Annotated in this window: 15 protein-coding genes; 8 read left to right on the top strand and 7 right to left on the bottom strand. The window is 58.6% G+C overall.

From position 1 onward, the window contains the following. Nucleotides 1–8: 8 nt before the first annotated feature. The 5 genes from FEM03_RS02370 to FEM03_RS02345 all read right to left on the bottom strand — a co-directional run bounded on the left by FEM03_RS02370 (nucleotide 9) and on the right by FEM03_RS02345 (nucleotide 8,195). On the bottom strand, nucleotides 9–3,266 hold the full coding sequence (locus FEM03_RS02370; protein ID WP_138084577.1) for a UvrD-helicase domain-containing protein: 3,258 nt from the start codon (nucleotides 3,264–3,266) through the stop codon (nucleotides 9–11). After that, the gene (locus tag FEM03_RS02365) at nucleotides 3,263–6,091 is read right to left on the bottom strand and encodes a PD-(D/E)XK nuclease family protein (protein ID WP_138084576.1); all 2,829 of its coding nucleotides are present in this window, start codon (nucleotides 6,089–6,091) and stop codon (nucleotides 3,263–3,265) included. Before FEM03_RS02365 ends, FEM03_RS02370 begins: the two co-directional genes overlap by 4 nt. Nucleotides 6,092–6,106: 15 nt before the next feature. Beyond that, nucleotides 6,107–6,616: a gluconokinase gene (locus tag FEM03_RS02360; RefSeq protein ID WP_206170811.1), complete on the bottom strand. Its 510-nt coding sequence runs from the start codon at nucleotides 6,614–6,616 to the stop codon at nucleotides 6,107–6,109. A 51-nt stretch (nucleotides 6,617–6,667) separates the two neighbouring features. Beyond that, entirely contained in the window at nucleotides 6,668–7,441 is a 774-nt protein-coding gene (ccsA, locus tag FEM03_RS02355) for a cytochrome c biogenesis protein CcsA (protein WP_138084575.1), read from the bottom strand. A gap of 406 nt (nucleotides 7,442–7,847) precedes the next feature. Next, nucleotides 7,848–8,195, bottom strand: a complete 348-nt coding sequence (locus tag FEM03_RS02345; RefSeq protein WP_138084573.1) for a P-II family nitrogen regulator — start codon at nucleotides 8,193–8,195, stop codon at nucleotides 7,848–7,850. A 239-nt stretch (nucleotides 8,196–8,434) separates the two neighbouring features. On the opposite strand from FEM03_RS02345, the gene FEM03_RS02340 reads away from it, so the two are divergent. Next, entirely contained in the window at nucleotides 8,435–9,325 is an 891-nt protein-coding gene (locus tag FEM03_RS02340; RefSeq protein WP_138084572.1) for a hypothetical protein, read from the top strand. 25 nt (nucleotides 9,326–9,350) lie between these two features. Next, a complete protein-coding gene (locus tag FEM03_RS02335; RefSeq protein WP_138084571.1) occupies nucleotides 9,351–10,400 on the top strand; it encodes an HD domain-containing protein in 1,050 nt (349 codons plus the stop codon). 37 nt (nucleotides 10,401–10,437) lie between these two features. On the opposite strand, the gene FEM03_RS02330 is transcribed toward FEM03_RS02335, so the two are convergent. Beyond that, the gene (locus FEM03_RS02330; RefSeq protein WP_138084570.1) at nucleotides 10,438–10,995 is read right to left on the bottom strand and encodes a DUF2017 family protein; all 558 of its coding nucleotides are present in this window, start codon (nucleotides 10,993–10,995) and stop codon (nucleotides 10,438–10,440) included. Nucleotides 10,996–11,026: 31 nt separating this feature from the next. Then, a complete protein-coding gene (gene clpS, locus FEM03_RS02325) occupies nucleotides 11,027–11,317 on the bottom strand; it encodes an ATP-dependent Clp protease adapter ClpS (protein WP_138084569.1) in 291 nt (96 codons plus the stop codon). Nucleotides 11,318–11,456: 139 nt separating this feature from the next. On the opposite strand from clpS, the gene FEM03_RS02320 reads away from it, so the two are divergent. From FEM03_RS02320 to FEM03_RS02295, 6 genes are all read left to right on the top strand, one after another. Then, complete coding sequence (locus tag FEM03_RS02320; protein ID WP_138084568.1) at nucleotides 11,457–12,107, top strand: phosphoadenosine phosphosulfate reductase domain-containing protein; 651 nt, start codon at nucleotides 11,457–11,459, stop codon at nucleotides 12,105–12,107. Between the two features lie 103 nt (nucleotides 12,108–12,210). Then, entirely contained in the window at nucleotides 12,211–13,110 is a 900-nt protein-coding gene (cysD, locus tag FEM03_RS02315) for a sulfate adenylyltransferase subunit CysD (RefSeq protein ID WP_138084567.1), read from the top strand. 54 nt (nucleotides 13,111–13,164) lie between these two features. Beyond that, the gene (locus tag FEM03_RS02310) at nucleotides 13,165–14,484 is read left to right on the top strand and encodes a sulfate adenylyltransferase subunit 1 (RefSeq protein ID WP_138084566.1); all 1,320 of its coding nucleotides are present in this window, start codon (nucleotides 13,165–13,167) and stop codon (nucleotides 14,482–14,484) included. 137 nt (nucleotides 14,485–14,621) lie between these two features. Then, nucleotides 14,622–15,662: a metallophosphoesterase gene (locus tag FEM03_RS02305; protein WP_138084565.1), complete on the top strand. Its 1,041-nt coding sequence runs from the start codon at nucleotides 14,622–14,624 to the stop codon at nucleotides 15,660–15,662. 16 nt (nucleotides 15,663–15,678) lie between these two features. After that, nucleotides 15,679–16,236 (top strand): SMI1/KNR4 family protein, encoded by a 558-nt coding sequence (locus FEM03_RS02300; protein WP_166442557.1) that lies wholly within the window; start codon nucleotides 15,679–15,681, stop codon nucleotides 16,234–16,236. A gap of 128 nt (nucleotides 16,237–16,364) precedes the next feature. Next, a complete protein-coding gene (locus tag FEM03_RS02295) occupies nucleotides 16,365–18,230 on the top strand; it encodes an SGNH/GDSL hydrolase family protein (RefSeq protein ID WP_138084563.1) in 1,866 nt (621 codons plus the stop codon). The last annotated feature ends 128 nt before the right edge of the window (nucleotides 18,231–18,358 follow it).

The following is an 18,358-nucleotide window of genomic DNA, read 5'->3' as shown; positions in this document are numbered from 1 at the left end:
CCCTCGCGTCAAACCCAATATAACCGTGCCAACGCCACGAAGACCAGCCCCGTCCGCACCTTCTCTACCGGCAACCCCGTCAATCTCGACACTGCCAGCGCATACAACTTCAATTGCGGCTTATATCCCTCCGCCTTCGCCCTCGCCGATGCCTCATCGACCACCATGTCCGTCTTGAAATCCAATACCCACGCCGACGTCACCCTCCCCGCTCCATCACGCTCAAGCACCACCCGATCAAACACCCCGCTCACCCAGCCCTCCGCACTGAACAAATCAAACGACCGCTCCCGCCACACTTCGCGCAATCCATTCGCATTTCCAAACCAAACCCTTACCTCCGGCTCCGATAGCACTGTCAACACCCGTCCTCTCGCCTCCTCATAACCAGGCCGATCCTGCCAGCCCAATGCCGCCCAACGGTCCTCAATATCCTTAGGTTCCAAACCATCCAACCAGTCCACCGTCGAAAACAAATCGTGCACCAGCGTCCCCATCCGACGCGCTGACTCCCGCTGCGGCGAAAGCAAATCCTCGCCCAACATCCTGAACGACTCCTCGCCCGAAGGCGTCTTGCGCGCCGCCGGCCGATTTGCCGCATTCAACAACGCCCCCAACTTCGGCCCCTCCTCAACCACCGCCACCTCGACGCGCTCCCCGGCCTTCTCCACCTCTTCAAACCACGCACGGGTCCCCGCCTCATACCAGCAATCAGCCTCGCAAGTTTCAAAGCCCATCTTCACCGGCTCCGCATTTCCCAAAGCCTGCTTCAGCAAATCCGCTTCCGAACGCGCATTTCCTTTGCCTTTCCCCGGCAAAATCAAATACAGCCCCCGCTTCGCCCGCGTCATCCCGACATACAAGCGGCACAACCCCTGATAAGCCAGCCGCGCCTTGTCTTTCTCATACGCCGCCCGCAAACGTTTGTCCCGATCCCGCAAAATCCCCGGCGGCTCATCCAGCAGCCACACCAGTTCCCCCCGTTCATCGCGCTCCACCAGCAACCGCTCGGTGTCATTCTGCCGCATGGGCTGATCCAACGCCGTGCTCTGCAACTGCGGCATGATCACCACATCAAACTCCAAACCCTTCGCCTTGTGAAACGTCATCACCTGCAAGGCCTGACCCTGATCCACCGCACTGATCGCAAATCCCCGCGCGGCCTCCACAAACTCATCCACATCCCTTCGCCCTCCCTCATCAAACTCCGCCGCCAGATCAAAAAACTGCCCCAGCCGCATCGAACTAAACGCATCCCACTCGCCATCCCCCTTCAACCTCTCCGCCCACTCCTGCGCCACCGCCAAAAATCCATCGCGACTCACCCCGCGCCGCACCATTCCACCCAAGGTCCCCACCGCCATCGCCAACTCTCCCTGCTCATCAAACCAAGCTCCCAACGGCGACATGCGCAGATGCTCCCGCGCATAGCTATCCGCCGGATGAACCGCCAGTTGAAACACACTCAACAATGCCAGCGTCACCGGATTATCCACCGCTGCAAACACCTGCGACTCACACACCACCTCCACCTGCAAAATCCTCCGCAACTCCTCACTCACCCGCTCCGCCTCCTTGTTGGTCCGCGTCAACACCACACAAGACAGCCCCCGCTCCAACGGCTCCACCTCGCGAATGATCGCCGCCGTCATCTCATCACGCGCAGCATCCCCCTCCAATTCCGCATCCTCCGGCACCGACAACAACGCCGCATAACCACTCAACCCCTTCGTCTTCCCCGACGCCTCATGCTTTTCATAACGCCACCAACGCATCGCCTCCGGATACAACTCCCTCAACAATTCCCCTTTTCCAAACACCTCATTCACCATCCCCAACACCACCGGACTCGACCGATACGACGTCGACAGCGGTGCCCGCTTCTCCATCCGCGCATTGGCATACCGCGACTCCACATCCAAAAACAACTCCGGCTCCGCCTGCCTGAACAAATACAAACTCTGCTTCAGATCCCCCACCGCAAAAAAGCTCCGCCGCCCTTCCGGGTCCGTCGCCGCCTCGTCCACCAAGTTCGCCACCACCTCCCACTGCCTCCGACTCGTGTCCTGAAACTCATCAAACAGCCAGTGTTGAAACCGGCTGTCCAACCGGTATTCCCACTCACGACGCATCATCTCCAGCCGCTCCACCTCATCCTCATCTTTCGCCAATCCCGCCGCCTTGACCTGACCCGACAACAACCACGTCAAATCATCAAACGCCAGCCTTCCCCGACCTCGCACCCGCTTCGCATACTGCGCATCAAACCGCGCCACCAACGCCCTCCGACCCTGCGTCCGCTCCGCCCGACAGTTCATCTCCCGTCCGACCAGCACATCCAGCAAATCCGCCAGCGCCGTTCCTGTCACCCGATCCAGCGGCACGCCCTTCCGACTGTCCATCTTCCACTCCGCACGCCCTTCCCGAAGCAGCTCAAACTCCCCCCGCTCCGCCTTCAGCATATACTCAAACGGCGAACTCGGCTTCACCGGCTCCCCCGCCCGCCGCTTCGCCGCCGCCTCAAAAAACACTCCCCAGCGCTCCTCCGCCTTTTTCACAAAAGCCGTCACATCCAACACCTCGCGCAACCTCTCGATTACCTCCACCACGTCCCGATCCGCCATCCACACCGGCGCATCCTTCCCCGGCCAGATCCTCTCCGCCCCACCCCACACCGCCTCGTCCCGACTCTCCAAAAACAACGGATGCAGCGCCCGAAACCATCCCGCCAGATGCTTCGATGGCAAGTTCAACTCATCCCCCGCCGTCGCCCGCTTCCACGCCTCCAGCATCTCCCTCAACGCCGCCTCATCCCCATCCCGCGTCAACTCCACCAACAACCCGTTCATCACCTCATCCCGCGCCCGCGCCGTCTCATCCTCTGCCATGATCGAAGCCGCCCCCGACAACCCCAACTCAAACGGAAAACACCGCGCCACCGATGCAAAAAAGCTGTCAATCGTCCCCAACCTCAAGCGGTCCATCGACCCAATCACCCTCCGCAACAACTCCAGCGCCCGACCATTCTCCGCCAGCTCATCCACATAGCCCCGCGCCTTTTCCGGCGACTCCGCCAGCTCAGCCAGCTTCTGCAAAATCCGCTCGAAAAACTCCCGCGCCGCCTTCCGCGTAAACGTCATCGCCGCAATTCCCTCCGGTGCCTCGTCCAACGCCAGCAACCGCAAATACCGCTTCACCAACTCATAAGTTTTCCCCGACCCCGCCGAGGCTCGAATGATTGCATTGTGAATCTCCTTCTGCTTCATCGCTTCAACATCCCTTCCATCAACGCCGAAGGATCCACCGTCAGCAGCGGATCACCCAACAAAAACTCAAAATCCCCATTCCGCACCTCGTCCGCCGGTGGCCAAAAAATCCGCGCCTTAATCCGACTCACCGCCTCCTCCGCACAGCGCACCGCATCCGCCACCGTCCCGGCGTCGAGATCCTCCCACAAGGTCACCCCCGACTCCGTCACCGTCGCCGGCAAATGAAAATACCCCACCTGCACCCTCCGACCCGGATTTTTCTGCCCCACCGCCCACGCATACAACGGCAACTGCACCTCCACCCAACGCTTCTCCCCACCTTCCGCCATCTGCCACTCAAAACCCTCCATCAACTCCCCCGCCTTCACCTTCCCCCAATGCGCCTCCACCGGCTTCTTCCGCTTCCCGGTTTTGTAATCCAGCACCAAAAATTCCTCCACGCCGTCCACCGACCGACGATCCACCCGGTCCACCTGACCACTAAACAACACCCCACCAATCCGCAGCCCCCACACCTTCGCATTCTCCTCCACCATCACCGTGCGCCACCCTGCCGATCGCAGCTCCGCCAACCCCTCAGCCGCCGCCAGCAACCGCTGCCGCGCCGACTCCAACTGCATCACCACCGACAGCAACGGACGTTTCCCAAACTGCTTCTCCCAAAGTCTCGACACCGCCCCGTCCAGCCATCCCGCAATCGCCTTGGCATCCACACACTCCTTCATCCCCTCCGCCTTTGCATACTCCTGCAACACCGCATGCACCAGATTCCCAAAATCCATCGCCGAAGCCTCACGCAACCCCGACTCAACCTGCTCCATCCTCAGCACCTGCTGCAAATAATACCGAAACGGACAGCTTAAATAGGCCCGAATCCCCGTCGGCGAAATGCTCCCCAACTCCTTCTCCACCAACTTCGGCCTCAACAAAAACCCCACCGACCGCGGCGGATCGCTCTCCTTGCCTTCCTCCGCGTGATCCGGAAACAACCGTCGCACCCGACCCACCAGCGCCTCATCCTCACAATCAAACAACAACCTCGACGGCCTCAATCCCTCCCCCTGTTCATTCACCCGACCCAACACCACCCTGAACGCCCCACCATCCCGACGCTGCTCTACCATCGACCGCAACAAATATGCATCCCTCGCCCGTCTCGAATCCTGACACGCCAACCCCAACCTCTTGCGCAAACCATCCGGCAAAAACGCATCCCCCGTCACAATCCCCGGCACATACTCCTCATTAAATCCCGCCACCACCAACCCAGGCGCAGGCTCCCACGGCAACTCCAGCCAGCCGTGCAAAACGAAATCCACCTCACCCCGCACATCCGCCAGCCTCACCGCCGACAACTCATCAAGCAACACCCCCAACAACGCCCCCGCTCCCACCTTCAACCCCAACGCCACCCGACCCGCATCCAGCTCACCCGCCAGCCGGATCGCCTCCCCGACCAGCTTCGCATAATCCACATCCACCTCATGCGACGTGTCAAAAGTCCGTCCTCCATAAACCCAACCCAAAAGCCCCCGCAGCGCCACCTCCATTCCTGCCCCCTCCCACTCCCTCACCCGCCCTTGCAAACCCAGCAACACCGCACGCAACTCCCCTGCTTCCCCGCACAATCCCACCGCCTCCTCCAAGGTCGGCGGCAAATGCGCCTGCTGCAGCTCATCCAACAAACCCAACACCCGCGTCGGCCCCAATCCCACACCCTCACCCGCCACCCTCAAAACATCGTCCAACCTCAAAAACGCCGCCACATCCTGCCACAATCCCGACACCAACACCCTCTGCCACGCCTTCAACACCAACGTTAGCGCGTGCATCTCCGCCTGCCGCCCCGCCGGATCAAACGCTCTCACCTCTTCCGCCGCCAGCGCCGCCTCCAGATGCGAGGTCAAAGCCGGATCACCACTCCCCAACGCCATCTCCAATCCCTCCTGCGCCATCCCCCGCATCACCCCCATCACCGCCGTCGCCTGATCCCTCGGCGTCGCCACCATTAAGAGATCCTCATCGCGCATCGGCAGCACCAATCCCGCCCCCTGACCCCACGTCTCAAGCCTCGGCACGCCCAACCCATCAAACATCCCCGCCATCTGCGCATTCGCATAAACAAAAATCTCCATCTCCACGTCCAGCAACGACCCCACCTTCAGCATCCACTCCCGCAACAACCTCGGAGGATCTGCCATCGCAAAAACCGAAACCTTCTTCACCCCCTCCGGCAACACCGGCTCCATCGACCTCGACCGCTTCAATGCCTGCCCATCCTCCACCCCCAACCCCTTCAACACCCGCAAATATGTTTCCTCCAATCCCGCCAGCTCCCGCCAGCGTTCCCCATCCATCTCCTCGCCCATCTGCTCCGCCACCGAAGCCATCGTCTGCCCCCCCGCGCCCAGCGTCCTTTTCAACGCCGCCAATGTCTCCGCCATCCCGCTCACCCACCCCTCATCCATCCCTTCAGCCATTCCCGGAAACAACACCTTCACTTCCTCCGCCCGCACTCCCTGCAACACCATCATCCAGGCCAGCTGCTCCTGCACCGAACTCGCCGCCCGTCCCGTGGCCGTTCCAAAGGTCAGCGCCGCCTCTGGATGCCACACAAACGGCACCATCGCCGCCCCCTCCTGCTCCGCTACGGCCCGTGCCAGTGCCTCGCGCAATCTCCGGCCCGTCTCCGCCGTCGGCACCAAAATCACCCGGTCACTCAAATCCAAAAGCCCACCCATCCAACCCTTCAGCAATTCCCTCACCGCCCGCGTCAGCACCGGCTCATCCCACCCCCAAAAACTCAATTTCAGTCCACTCATCCCAGTCAAAAAATCTCAAATCTCAAATTTTAAATTTTCCATGATCACATCGACAATTTCTTCCGGCGTCCCCGACACCTCTACCACCAAAGCATTCACCGGCTCTTCCAACGTCGCAAACTGCGAATCCAACAACGTCGTCGGCATAAAATGCCCCTTCCTCGCCGCCATCCGCGAACCGATCAACTCCTTCGACCCCTTCAAATAAACCACCTTCAAAACCGCATCTTCATCCTTCCCCCGCAGCACCTCGCGATACCCCTCCTTCAACGCCGAACACGCCAACACATAAACCCCGCTGCTAGCACCACGCACCTCCTCAATCCTCGCCCGCATCGCCTCCAACCAGGGCCAGCGATCCTCATCCGTCAGCGCAATCTTTGCCGTCATCTTCGACTTGTTCGCCGCCGGATGAAAATCATCCCCATCCTCAAACAACCCGCCCAACCTCTCCGCCAGCATCTCCCCAATCAGCGACTTCCCCGATCCCGCCACCCCCATCACAATCAAAGTTTTCAAAGCCATCACGTTCATAATTTCAGCCCTTATCCCTTAGCCTTTATCCCTTATCCTTTCTCATGCCACTATCCACAACGATCCCAGCGGCAACAAAAACCCCAACACCGCCAGCCAAGCCGTCAACCTGCCGCTCAGCGTATGTCGCAGCATCAACAACCAGATCGCCGCATATATCCCCAATACTCCCCACGTCAGCACCATCTTCGCTCCACTGATCGGCTCCTCAATCAGAAACGTCGTCCCCATCATCGCCGCCAACACCAGCACCCCAAATCCCACCATCCGCACAATTGCCTTCGACAAATGGTGGATTGGCGGCAGCTGATAAAACAGCGCATGGATCTTGTGTTTTTTCAGCAGGAAATCCTGGATCAAAAACATCACCCCCGAGATGCACGCCAGCGCAAACGCCGCATACCCGATCATCGCCAGCGGTGCATGCAGATGCTCCCAGAAACTCAACTCACGCGGCAGCGGCCTCGCCACCATCGGCGTAAAAAACCCCGGCAACATCAGCAACGCCACCAGTGGTGCCGTAAAGACCCCGAGCAACGACAGCCGATACGCCGCCCCCACCAAAAAATACAACAACACAATGCACCAGCCGATGAACACAAACACCTCCGGTAAATTCGTCAGCGGACAGCGACCATGCACCTCCCCTCGCTGAGCCAGAAACGCACATTGCAAGCCAAACCCCACCACCATCGGCAACAAATGCCAGCGACTCTCCTTCCACGACCCTGCGCGAATGGACCACAGCGCATGCGCGAACCCGCCCGCAAAAACGAACATCGCCAGCAACAGCAGCAGCCTAGAAGATTCCATCATTTTTCCAATCGAAACGCCAGTATCAACCTAGCTCAGACACACGCAACCCTGCAAACGTTCCGCCTTCAAAAAACTCTTGCCGTCATCGGCCCTCAGTCCCATCTCCACCTCCTGATGATAGGGTTCCTCCATTTGCGATGTCCTCACACCAGCGGAGATCCGGCTGCTTTGAATCGCTTCGATTCCTGCCCAACGATTGGCAGCCATCATTGGCCGATTCGCCCGCTTGGAGCACCCTGCGTGTGGCGTGCCGTCGTTTCGCAAACCAAAAAGTCACCAACCCTCAACTCCCATCTCGCGCCGTGAGCTCAATAAAAAAAGACAGGCCGGACCACCCGGTCCGACCTGCCTTTTTCGCACGCTTCCTCACTCCGATGGTTAGTCGGAAATTCTTGTCAGCCTGGCTCTAGCTCCCGGTGATCGCCTCACGACCACGTTCCCCAGTGCGGATCCGAATGGCTTCCGCGACATCACTGACGAAAACTTTGCCGTCACCGATTTTTCCGGTGTTTGCGGCTTTAACAATGGCATCCACCACGGCGTCGGCGCGATCGCCCTCCACCACAATCTCCACTTTCACTTTAGGAAGAAAATCGACAGTGTATTCACTGCCGCGATAAATTTCGGTATGGCCTTTCTGGCGACCAAAGCCCTTCACTTCAACCACGGTCATGCCCTGGACACCTACTTCAGCGAGGGCCTCCTTGACGTCTTCCAGTTTAAAGGGCTTGATAATGGCTTCTATTTTTTTCATGGATGAGGATGTGGTGTGATGTAGGTTTAGGGTGATCGTTCAATCAGTAAATTCGATCGACTGACAATCTATTCTAAGCGGGCAGCGTGCCAAGTTCAGGCCGAAAATTAAAAATTTGCATCGCGCCTAATTGCACCCTGCACCCTTCAATTCCTCAAACCTAAACCCGAAATCACCACTTAGCAAAACTTGGCATAAGCCCCGCCTCGTGGTTTTGTCCCTCCACCATCGTTTCCCACATGATTCCAGCGCGTAAACTTTTATTTTTCAGTCTGTTTATCTTCGCATCCGCCGCCTCTGCCGATGAAAAAACCTCTCTAACCCAGCGCTACCAGCCGGGCAAAACCTACCAACTGGCGGTCGAAAGCACCATCGAAACCCGTCACTTGGCAACCGACGAAGTTGCGCATAGCACCGCCAAGATCAAACAAACTTACGAAATGCAGGCCAGCAAGGAAGCGACCGGGCAAACCCTCGTCAAAGTCCACATCGCCTCCATTGAAGCCACCATCACTTCGCCAGAACAGCTCCTCAAATACGATTCGGCCAATCCCGCCCTTTCCCCGCCCGCGCTCCAGCAAACCTTTGGAGCGATGAAGGACAAATCGTTCACCCTCGTCTACGATTCCAGCCATCGCCTCGTCGAAACCCGCGACGCCGCCAATGACGACACCACCCCACTCGGCACCCAAACCGGAATGACCAGTAAACAGCTCGCCGAAGCCTTTCATCGCTTGCGTGACCTGCCTCTCCCGGTGCAACCGATGGCTCCAGGGAAGTCGTGGACTTGGGAAAATCAGCTCGAACTGCCGCCAATTGGAAAAATCTTAATCAAAGGCATTTCCACCCTTGAGCCGCCCGCCTCACCGACCCCTCAAGGCATTGCCTCCATCAAAATCACTGGGCAAATTGAGTTCCCGCCCTTGATTGCTGCCGACTCCACCCCGATCACACTCAACAACGCCTCCTCCACCGGAACCCTGTTGTTTGATCAAGAACTCGGCCAGGTGAAAAAGCTCGAAACCGTCACCTCTCTCACCGTTCAGCAGCAAGGCCAGACCTTCCATCTTCGTCAGACCGAAAAAACCGAACTGATCTCCGTCACTGACACCGCCACTGACACCCCCTGACTCATCACCTCAGCAATTGCCCGCCATGGCCGAACACCCCCACGACCTGCTCTCAATCCGGGACCTTAAACAGGTCGCCAGCCCTACGCCCGAACCCGCCCGCATCCACGCACAAGTCGAGGCCTGCCACATCAAGGAAACCTCCAACGGCAAACCCTACCACGAACTGCGACTCAGCGATGGCAGCGAGTCCCTCACTTGGCGCGTCTTCGACAGCAATCCACTCTTCGCCCAGGTGGCCGATCTCAAACGCAGCGATTGGATCGAACTCAGCGCCCAGTGGGTCGACACCGGCAAATATGGTCTCGATCCCCGCTCCGCCGAGCTTAGTGCCCTTACCGATGACGAAATCGCCACCCTTCTGCACGGCGACCCCACCACCAGCGCCCGGCAACGCAGCGATTTCGACGACATCCTGCGTCTCACCGATTCCATCGTTGACCCCCGTCTCCACGCCCTCTGCCAGATCTTCTTCCAGCAACACAGTGACCGCTTCAAACGCGCTGCCGCCGCCCGGGAATACCATCACGCCCGACGCGGCGGCCTCGTTGAACACGTCGCCCAAATGATGCGCTGCGCCGTCAAGATCATCGAAGCTTATCCCCAACTCAATCGAGACCTGCTCATCGCCGGCGTTCTCTTTCACGACTGTGGCAAACTCTGGGAAAACAACTACCCCGAACAAGGTTTCAACATGCCCTTCTCCATCCATGGAGAAATGCTCGGCCACATCCCCCTCGGTCTTGAACTGGTGAACAAACTCTGGCGTCAGCTTCTCGAACAACCCGAAGCCGCCGCCTGGACCACCCTCGAACCCGCCAACGAACTCGTCCGCCTGCACCTCCTTCATCTCATCGGCTCTCATCACGGCGAATACCAGTTCGGTTCCCCCGTTCTGCCCAAAACTCCCGAAGCCATCGTCCTTCATCACGTTGACAACATCGACGCCAAAATGGAGATGTTCCGCCGCGCCTACGAAACCGGCAACGAACTCGGCCACGGCATTCACGAACGCGTCCGCCCCCTTCCTGCAAATGTCGTAACGCCCCTCGCTCCCTTCCAAACCGAACCCTGATTCGGACGGCAGTGGCAAACTGAAAGCGCGACACCGCCTACTCCTGGTCCGCCGCCATCACCTGCCGCACCAGCCACTCCTGAATCAGCGCAAAAAACTCATACCTCATGTAAGCCGCCAGACGTTCGTGCAGCGTTTCCCCCTCATCCAGACCGGCATCCAGTTGCAACTGCAAATGCTCCCCATCGGGATGCAGCGCATACTTCAAGTCCAACATCAAACGCGCCTGATTTAAACTGCTGAACCAGGCCCCCGCATGATCCAGCGGCACCTTCACCAGATAACGCGGATCGATCGGCTCCTCATCAGCCGTGTGATGAATCTCCACCCCGTCCAAATCCGCCAGCAGGGTCCCCACATCTTCTGCAAACTGCGTGTCCAGCTCCCCCGTCACATACTCGTTCCAGTCCTCCAAAAACTCCCCCTCCCGCAAACGCTGATCCTGCGGCACCGGTGAAGGAAAAAGCCGCTGCCTGCCCTCCGGACAATCCGTCATGCTCGCATCGTCCGCAGCCTGACGCAGCAACTCCACATGAACCTCCTCCATGTCACTAAGCTGCCACAATTCCTGTTCCTTTAACAAAGTCAAACGCATGATGATGATGATCAACTAACTGGCTAACTGACTAACCGCCCGCCTTTTCCATCGTGGCCAGGAGCTGGTGACCGTGCAATTCCTTCACATAAAGTTCCGCACGCTCCCGCGAACCACTCCAAACCATGCTCTTCCCTTCCTGATGCACTTCCAGCATCAACTTCTCCGCCTGCTTCGCATTGTAACCAAATATTTTGCGGATCACATGCGCCACATAACTCATCAAATTCACCGGATCATTATGGATGAGCACATTCCACGGCTCATCAAACGTCACCTCGGTGTCGGTCTCAAGTTCAGGCGTCGCAGTGGTCGAAGGCATGGGGTCGGACTATTTAATACAAACGCGTCGATAGGGCAAACCGACTCTGTCAATCCCTGCAACTTAGGCCTCCCATTTCTCTCCCCACCGATAAAACCTACTTGCCATATCGGAAAAAGGGTATTAGCCTCTTCGTCCCATGTCACCCGAGCAAATCGACGCCCTCAATCAAGAAGTTTCCGGCTTCAACGCCACCCAACTCATCGAGTGGGCCATCGCCCGGTCTGAAGGTCGCGCCATCGTCACCACCAACTTCCGTCCCTACGAGGCCGTCATCCTCCACCTCGCCACCCAAGCCAAACCAGACATCCCCGTCCTCTGGGCCGACCACGGCACCAATCTCCCTGAAACCTACCGTTTCGCCGAGCAAACCCGCACCCAGCTCAACCTCAACATCAAACCCTTCCTCCCCCAACAAACCGCCGCCCACTGGCTCGCCCTCAACGGCGGCAGCATCCCCATGCCGGATGAAGTCGAACGCGTCGAATCCTTCAGTCAGGTCATGAAGCTCGAGCCCTTCCAGCGCGGCATGCGCGAACTCGCCCCCACCGTCTGGATCACCGCCCTGCGCCGCGAACAAAATCCCCAACGCGCCGCCACCCTCCGCCCCGTGCAGTGGGACAGCGGCTTCAACACCCTCAAGGTCAACCCCATCCTCGATTGGGTCCCCTCCGACCTCGAAGCCTACCTCACCGAGCACCAACTCCCCAACGAGCGCACCTATTACGATCCCGCCAAAGGCGACGAAAAACACGAGTGCGGCCTCCACGCCCCCCTCACCACCAAATAATTCAAAGTCGGAAGTGGGAAACCGGAAGTCGGAAGTATTGCCCTCCCAGCCCCATCGCCCTCCGTCTTTATCCTTTATCCTTCATCCTTTAGCCTTTCAAGATATGACCCACCTTCAGTTCCTCGAAAGCGAAGCCATCTACATCCTTCGCGAAACCGCTGCCCAGTTCAGCAAACCCGCCATGCTCTTTTCCGGCGGCAAAGACTCCATCGTCATGGCCTGGCTTGCCAAAAAAGCCTTCCATCCCGCCCACCTTCCCTTCCCGCTCCTCCACGTCGACACCGGCCATAACTTCCCCGAAGCCATCGAATACCGCGACTGGTTCGTCAAAGAAGTCAAAGCCAACCTCGTCGTCGGCTACGTCCAAAAATCCATCGACGACGGCCGCGTCAAGGAAGAAAAAGGCATCAACGCCAGCCGCAACAAACTGCAAACCGTCACCCTTCTCGACACCATCGAAGAACACCAGTTCGACGCCGCCCTCGGCGGTGGTCGACGCGACGAAGAAAAAGCCCGCGCCAAAGAACGTTTCTTTTCCCACCGAGACGAATTTGGCCAATGGGACCCCAAAAACCAGCGCCCCGAACTCTGGAACATTTTTAACGGACGCAAACACTTCGGCGAACACTTCCGCGTCTTCCCCCTTTCCAACTGGACCGAAATGGACGTCTGGCAATACATCCGCCAGGAAAACATCCCCCTCCCCAGCCTCTACTTTAGTCACCAGCGCAAAATCATCGAGCGCCACGGCCAGCTGCTCGATACCGAAACCGGCTTCATCCCCCTCCTCGACGAAGAGAAGCCCAAGATCCAGGAAATGACCGTCCGCTTCCGCACCGTCGGCGACGCCACCTGCACCGGCGCCGTCCTCTCCACCGCCAGCAACCTCGACGACATCGTCGCCGAAGTCGCCGCCGCCCGCCAGACCGAACGCGGCACCCGCGCCGACGACAAACGCTCCGAGACCGCCATGGAAGACCGCAAAAAAGAAGGCTACTTCTAACTCCCAGCCCCTCAGTTTTTAGCCCTTATCCTTTAGCCTTTATCCTTTCCATAAATGTCCCTCCCGCTCAATCCCACCGAGTCCAGCCTCCTCCGCTTCACCACCGCCGGCTCCGTTGACGACGGCAAATCCACCCTCATCGGCCGCCTCCTCTACGACTCCAAATCCATCTTTGAAGACCAGCTCCTCGCCGTCGAAGAATCGAGCAAACGTCGCGGCGACGAACACGTCAATCTCGCCCTTCTCACCGACGGCCTCCGCGCCGAGCGCGAACAAGGCATCACCATCGACGTCGCCTACCGCTACTTCGCCACCCCCAAACGCAAGTTCATCATCGCCGACACCCCCGGCCACACCCAATACACCCGCAACATGGTCACCGGTGCCTCCACCGCCGACCTCGCCATCATCCTCGTCGACGCCCGTCACGGCGTCGCTGAACAGACCCGCCGCCACGCCTACCTCGCCTCCCTGCTGCGCATCCAGCACATCCTCGTCGCCATCAATAAAATGGACCTCGTCCATTGGAGCGAAGATACCTACAACACCATCGTCTCCACCTTCACCTCCTTCGCCAAAGGCCTCGAACACAACCCCAAAGTCACCTTCATTCCCATTAGCGCCCTCCACGGCGACAACGTCGTCGACGCCTCCACCAACTCCCCTTGGTATACCGGCCCCACGCTGCTCCATCATCTCGAAACCGTCGAAGTGCTCACCGGCGAAACCCAGGACGAAGCCCGCTTTCCTGTTCAATGGGTCATCCGTCCCCAGTCCGACGATTACCACGACTTCCGTGGCTTCGCCGGACGCCTTGCCAGCGGCAAATTCAAAGTCGGCGACGAAGTCATCGCCTACCCCGCCGGCATGACCAGCCGCATCACCAGCATCCACACCGGCGACGGCGACGTGACCGAAGCCGAACCCGCCCTCAGCTACGCCCTCACTTTGGCCGACGAGATCGACATCTCCCGCGGCGACATGATCGCCCAAGCCAGCGCCCCGCCCCAGCACAGCGCCTACATCGACGCCATGATCTGCTGGTTCACCGACAAAAAACTTCGTCCGCGCGCCCGCTTCCACCTGCGTCACACCACCCGCGACGTGCGCGTCACCGTCACCGACCTCGTCTATCGCGTTAACATCACCACCCTCGATCACGAGCAAGGCGACGAAGGCTTCGGCCTCAACGACATTGGCTGCATACGCATCCGCTGCGCCAGCCCCCTCTACTTCGATCCCTACGCCCAAAACCGCACCACCGGCAGCTTCGTCCTCGTCGATGAAATGACCAACAACACCGTCGCCGCCGGCATGATCCTGCGCGCCGTCGGCGACGACACCACCACCAGCACCGACGAGTTCGCCATCTAAGAAATTCCCCGTAGCAGCCGACGTGAGTCGGCTCTAACTCATCTAGTCAGCGATCCCACTCGCTTCACCGCAAGAGCCTCCACACGTCGGCTGCTACTTGCAACAAAACCATTCATGGCCGCGTAACCCTCGCCGCCATGAACATCAATCGCCGCGCCTTTCTCAAACCACTCGCCCTCAGCGTCATCCCCGCGAGCGCTTTCTCTCAAACCCCCTCGCTCCCGCCCCACGCCCAAACCGTCCCCACCACCCCCTTCGACGCTCCACCCGGCACCTGGACCCTCGCCGTTTTTCCCGACACCCAAAACCTCACCGACAAAGCCCCCGAAGTTTTCATCCGCCAGACCGAATGGGTCGCCGCCCACAAGGCAAGCCATGACATCCGCTTCGTCATGCACCTCGGTGACATCACCGACCACAACCGCCCCGACCAGTGGCAAAATGCCCGCAAAGCCTACGACATTCTCCATCAGGCAAAAATTCCTTACTCGCTTCTCCCCGGCAACCACGACCTCGGCCCAGACGGCAAAGCCGCCGACCGCAGCACCCTCCTCAACGACTACTTCAAGCCCACCGACTACTCCAACAGCAGCACCGTCCACTACTTCGAACCCGGTAAACTCGAAAACACCGCCCACACCATTTCCACCCCCACCGGCGAACTCCTCATCATCGCCCTCGAGTTCGGTCCGCGCGATGCCGTCATCCAATGGGCCGACAAAATCGCTGCCGGGCATCCCAACCACTTCATCATCGCCTCCACCCACGCCTACCTCTTCCACGACGACACCCGCTATCACCTCGAAAAATACGGCAAGGAGCAAAAGTGGAACCCAAAGACCTATCCCCTCGCCAAAGCCACCGACGTCAACGAAGGCGAAGACCTCTGGCAAAAACTCCTCTCCCGTCACCCCAACATCCATTTCATGCTCAGCGGCCATGTCCTTGGCGACGGCACCGCTCACCTCATCAGCCCCGGCAAAGCTGGACAAAACATCCATCAAATCCTCTCCAACTACCAGGCCGGCGTCGACCCCAAACGTCCCTACCAAGGCGGGGGTTACTTCCGTCTGATGCAGTTCCTCCCCGACAAAAAAACCGTCCGCATCAAAACCTATTCGCCTTGGATGGACCAATTTCTCACCGAACCCAACCAACAGTTCGAAGTCACCCTTTAATTGTTCGCCCAACCCTGTGAAACCAAGTGATTTTCCAAACCTGGTTGATTGTGGTTGGTCTCCCAAAGACAAGCCTGCCAACAACGATGAGGTAGCCCGCCTGGAGTCCAAGATTGGCGTAAGCCTGCCACCTGAATATCGGGATTTTATTGCCTTTATTGGTCCAGGCTTTTTGGATGGTTGGGTGCCATGTAGTTATCCAACTCCTTTCGGCAGTCACGGACTAACCTCGCTTCACTCTATTATTGAAGTGGAAGAGCTGTTGGATTCGCTTATTGTGCCCAGAAACATGATTTGCATAGGTTCCGGCGATTTTGGAGCCTTCACTTGCTTGTCTGTATGTGGTTTGGATCGAGGTGCTATTTACAGCCTCGACGGGGAAATGAACTACTACAAGGACATTGCCGACCCTCAACAATTCTACTCCAACAGTCCAAATGCGATCGAATTTTATCGACTGCGAGATGAAGACCAACTCCCTCCCCGTCCATGCGGTTATGATAACTGCTATCACATCACCGACTCGTTTGCCAACTTCTTAAAGGCGCTACAGTCTTCTACAATCGATGACTAATCTGGGCCTTTAAACAACTACCCTTTAACCCTAAACATGCCCATTCAAGGCGACCAGTGCTCCATCCGCGCCAATTCTTTGAAGATAGACTCATCTCCCACTACCGCCGGAAACCGGCCATAACCATCATGCGCTCCCTCATCACGCTCCTCTTTCTCACCGCCCTCACGCTTCACGCCGAGGACAAACCCCACTTCAACCTCCGCAACGGCCTTCCCAACTTCCAGAAAAAACTCACCACCCCGGGCGATGACACCCGCATCATCTACTTCGGCGGCTCCATCACCGCTGGAGCCGGTGCCAGCAATCCCAAGTTCTGCTACCGCGAACTGCTCACCCCTTGGTTGCGCCAGGAAAATCCCAAAGCCCGTATCCAGCCCTACAACGCCGCCATTGGTGGCACCGGTTCCTGGCTTGGCGCGTTCCGCTGCTGGAACGACGTCGGCTACTACCGTCCTGACCTCGTCATCGTCGAGTTCGCCGTCAACGACGGAGGCCTCCCCGAAGATCAGGTCGTCGCCAGCATGGAAGGCATCGTTCGACAACTGCGCTCCAAAACCCCTTCCAAACCCGACATCCTCTTCGTCTATACCCTTGTTGCCGGTCACCTCGAAGACTTCAAAAACGGCAAGCTCCCCCCAACCATGCAATACCACGAAAAGGTCGCCGAGCACTACGGTATTCCCAGCGTCATCATGGCCAAACCCGCCGCCGAACACATTCTCAGCGGCAAAATGACCATCGAAGCTTTCGCCAAAGACAACGTTCACCCCACCGACGCCGGTTACGCCCTTTACCTCGAATCCCTCAAGCCCTTCTTCCAAGCCAGCGCCACCTTCACAGGAAGCACCACCGTCTCACTTCCCCAACCCCTCAGCCCCCGCCCCATGGAAAACGCCCGGCTCGTTCCCTACGACTGGGCCACCCTCGACTCCGGCTGGCTCGGCTGGCAGCTCAGCAGCACCAATCGACTTCCTCATCTTGCGGTCAGCAACCAACCCGGCGCTACCATCACCCTTAAATTCAAAGGCAGCCAGGTCGGCATCTTTGACCTCATTGGACCCGACACCGGCAATCTCGAATACCGCATCAACGACGGCGAATGGAAACCCAAAGCCCGCTTCGACAAATACTGCCTCAACTCCACGCGCCCCCACGCCACCGCCCTCGAACAAAACCTTGATCCCACCAAGGAGTCCATCCTCGAACTGCGCATCTCAGAGATCACTCCGGAAGGCAGCAAAGGCCGCTACTCCCGACTCGGCTGGTTTCTCATCGATGGCGAAGCCAAAGATCCCAATGCCGGACTCGATCCCCTCGTCCGCATCGACAACATCTACCAAGGCATGAAGCCGGTCACCTGGACCGCCCCCACCAATCGCTGGCAAAACCTCTCCCAAACCAAAACCAAACTCGCCAATGGCCCCAGCTTCCGCATGGTCATGCTCGGCGACAGCATCATTGGCGACACCTCCGGCTCCGAATTCGAACACCTCCTCGCCCGCGACTACCCCCAAACCAAAATCAAAAAGACCCTCAGCGTGCGCGGCTCCACCGGCTGCTGGTGGTATCAGGAAGAAAACCGTGTCGAGGAATACGTCATCCGCCACAACCCCGACCTTCTCGTCATCGGCGGCATCAGCCAGCGCGATGACATCGCCGCCATCCGCAGCGTTATTCATCAATGCCGCGCCAAACTTCCCAACCTCGAAATCCTCCTCCTCAGCCCCACCTTTGGTGCCCCGCAAAACGCCCACAACAAAAACTGGACCCCGCAACCCGACGCCAAAGCCTATCCTTACCGGGCCAATTTACAAACCCTCGCCCAAGAAGAGAAATGTGGATTCTTCGACATGACCGGTCCCTGGTGGGAATACGTCAAGACCAGCGGTTACGCCCTCGATTCCTTCAAACGCGACCCCATCCACGCCAACGACCGCGGCAAACAAATCCTTGGTCGCCTCATGCAGAGATTTCTCGCTCCAGATAAGTAGATCAGCTATACAAACTGTCGCACTGCATCCAGTGGCACTGAAAACCTCGTCCCAACGGGACGATTCATCAATCGGGTGGCCCTGACGGGATTTGCACCCGTCAGGGCTCCCACACCACCGGACGTGCG

Origin of the sequence: Phragmitibacter flavus (assembly GCF_005780165.1) — a bacterium.
GTDB lineage: Bacteria > Verrucomicrobiota > Verrucomicrobiia > Verrucomicrobiales > Verrucomicrobiaceae > Phragmitibacter > Phragmitibacter flavus.
Note: the sequence above shows the minus strand (reverse complement) of the source record. Positions and strands in the feature narration are given on the sequence as shown.

Bases quoted from the DNA above. Each gene is read 5' to 3' on its own strand.
- FEM03_RS02370 (WP_138084577.1), bottom strand. From the start codon at position 3,266: ATGAAGCAGAAGGAGATTCACAATGCAATCATTCGAGCCTCGGCGGGG.
- FEM03_RS02365 (WP_138084576.1), bottom strand. From the start codon at position 6,091: ATGAGTGGACTGAAATTGAGTTTTTGGGGGTGGGATGAGCCGGTGCTG.
- FEM03_RS02360 (WP_206170811.1), bottom strand. From the start codon at position 6,616: ATGGCTTTGAAAACTTTGATTGTGATGGGGGTGGCGGGATCGGGGAAG.
- ccsA (WP_138084575.1), bottom strand. From the start codon at position 7,441: ATGATGGAATCTTCTAGGCTGCTGCTGTTGCTGGCGATGTTCGTTTTT.
- FEM03_RS02345 (WP_138084573.1), bottom strand. From the start codon at position 8,195: ATGAAAAAAATAGAAGCCATTATCAAGCCCTTTAAACTGGAAGACGTC.
- FEM03_RS02340 (WP_138084572.1), top strand. From the start codon at position 8,435: ATGATTCCAGCGCGTAAACTTTTATTTTTCAGTCTGTTTATCTTCGCA.
- FEM03_RS02335 (WP_138084571.1), top strand. From the start codon at position 9,351: ATGGCCGAACACCCCCACGACCTGCTCTCAATCCGGGACCTTAAACAG.
- FEM03_RS02330 (WP_138084570.1), bottom strand. From the start codon at position 10,995: ATGCGTTTGACTTTGTTAAAGGAACAGGAATTGTGGCAGCTTAGTGAC.
- clpS (WP_138084569.1), bottom strand. From the start codon at position 11,317: ATGCCTTCGACCACTGCGACGCCTGAACTTGAGACCGACACCGAGGTG.
- FEM03_RS02320 (WP_138084568.1), top strand. From the start codon at position 11,457: ATGTCACCCGAGCAAATCGACGCCCTCAATCAAGAAGTTTCCGGCTTC.
- cysD (WP_138084567.1), top strand. From the start codon at position 12,211: ATGACCCACCTTCAGTTCCTCGAAAGCGAAGCCATCTACATCCTTCGC.
- FEM03_RS02310 (WP_138084566.1), top strand. From the start codon at position 13,165: ATGTCCCTCCCGCTCAATCCCACCGAGTCCAGCCTCCTCCGCTTCACC.
- FEM03_RS02305 (WP_138084565.1), top strand. From the start codon at position 14,622: ATGAACATCAATCGCCGCGCCTTTCTCAAACCACTCGCCCTCAGCGTC.
- FEM03_RS02295 (WP_138084563.1), top strand. From the start codon at position 16,365: ATGCGCTCCCTCATCACGCTCCTCTTTCTCACCGCCCTCACGCTTCAC.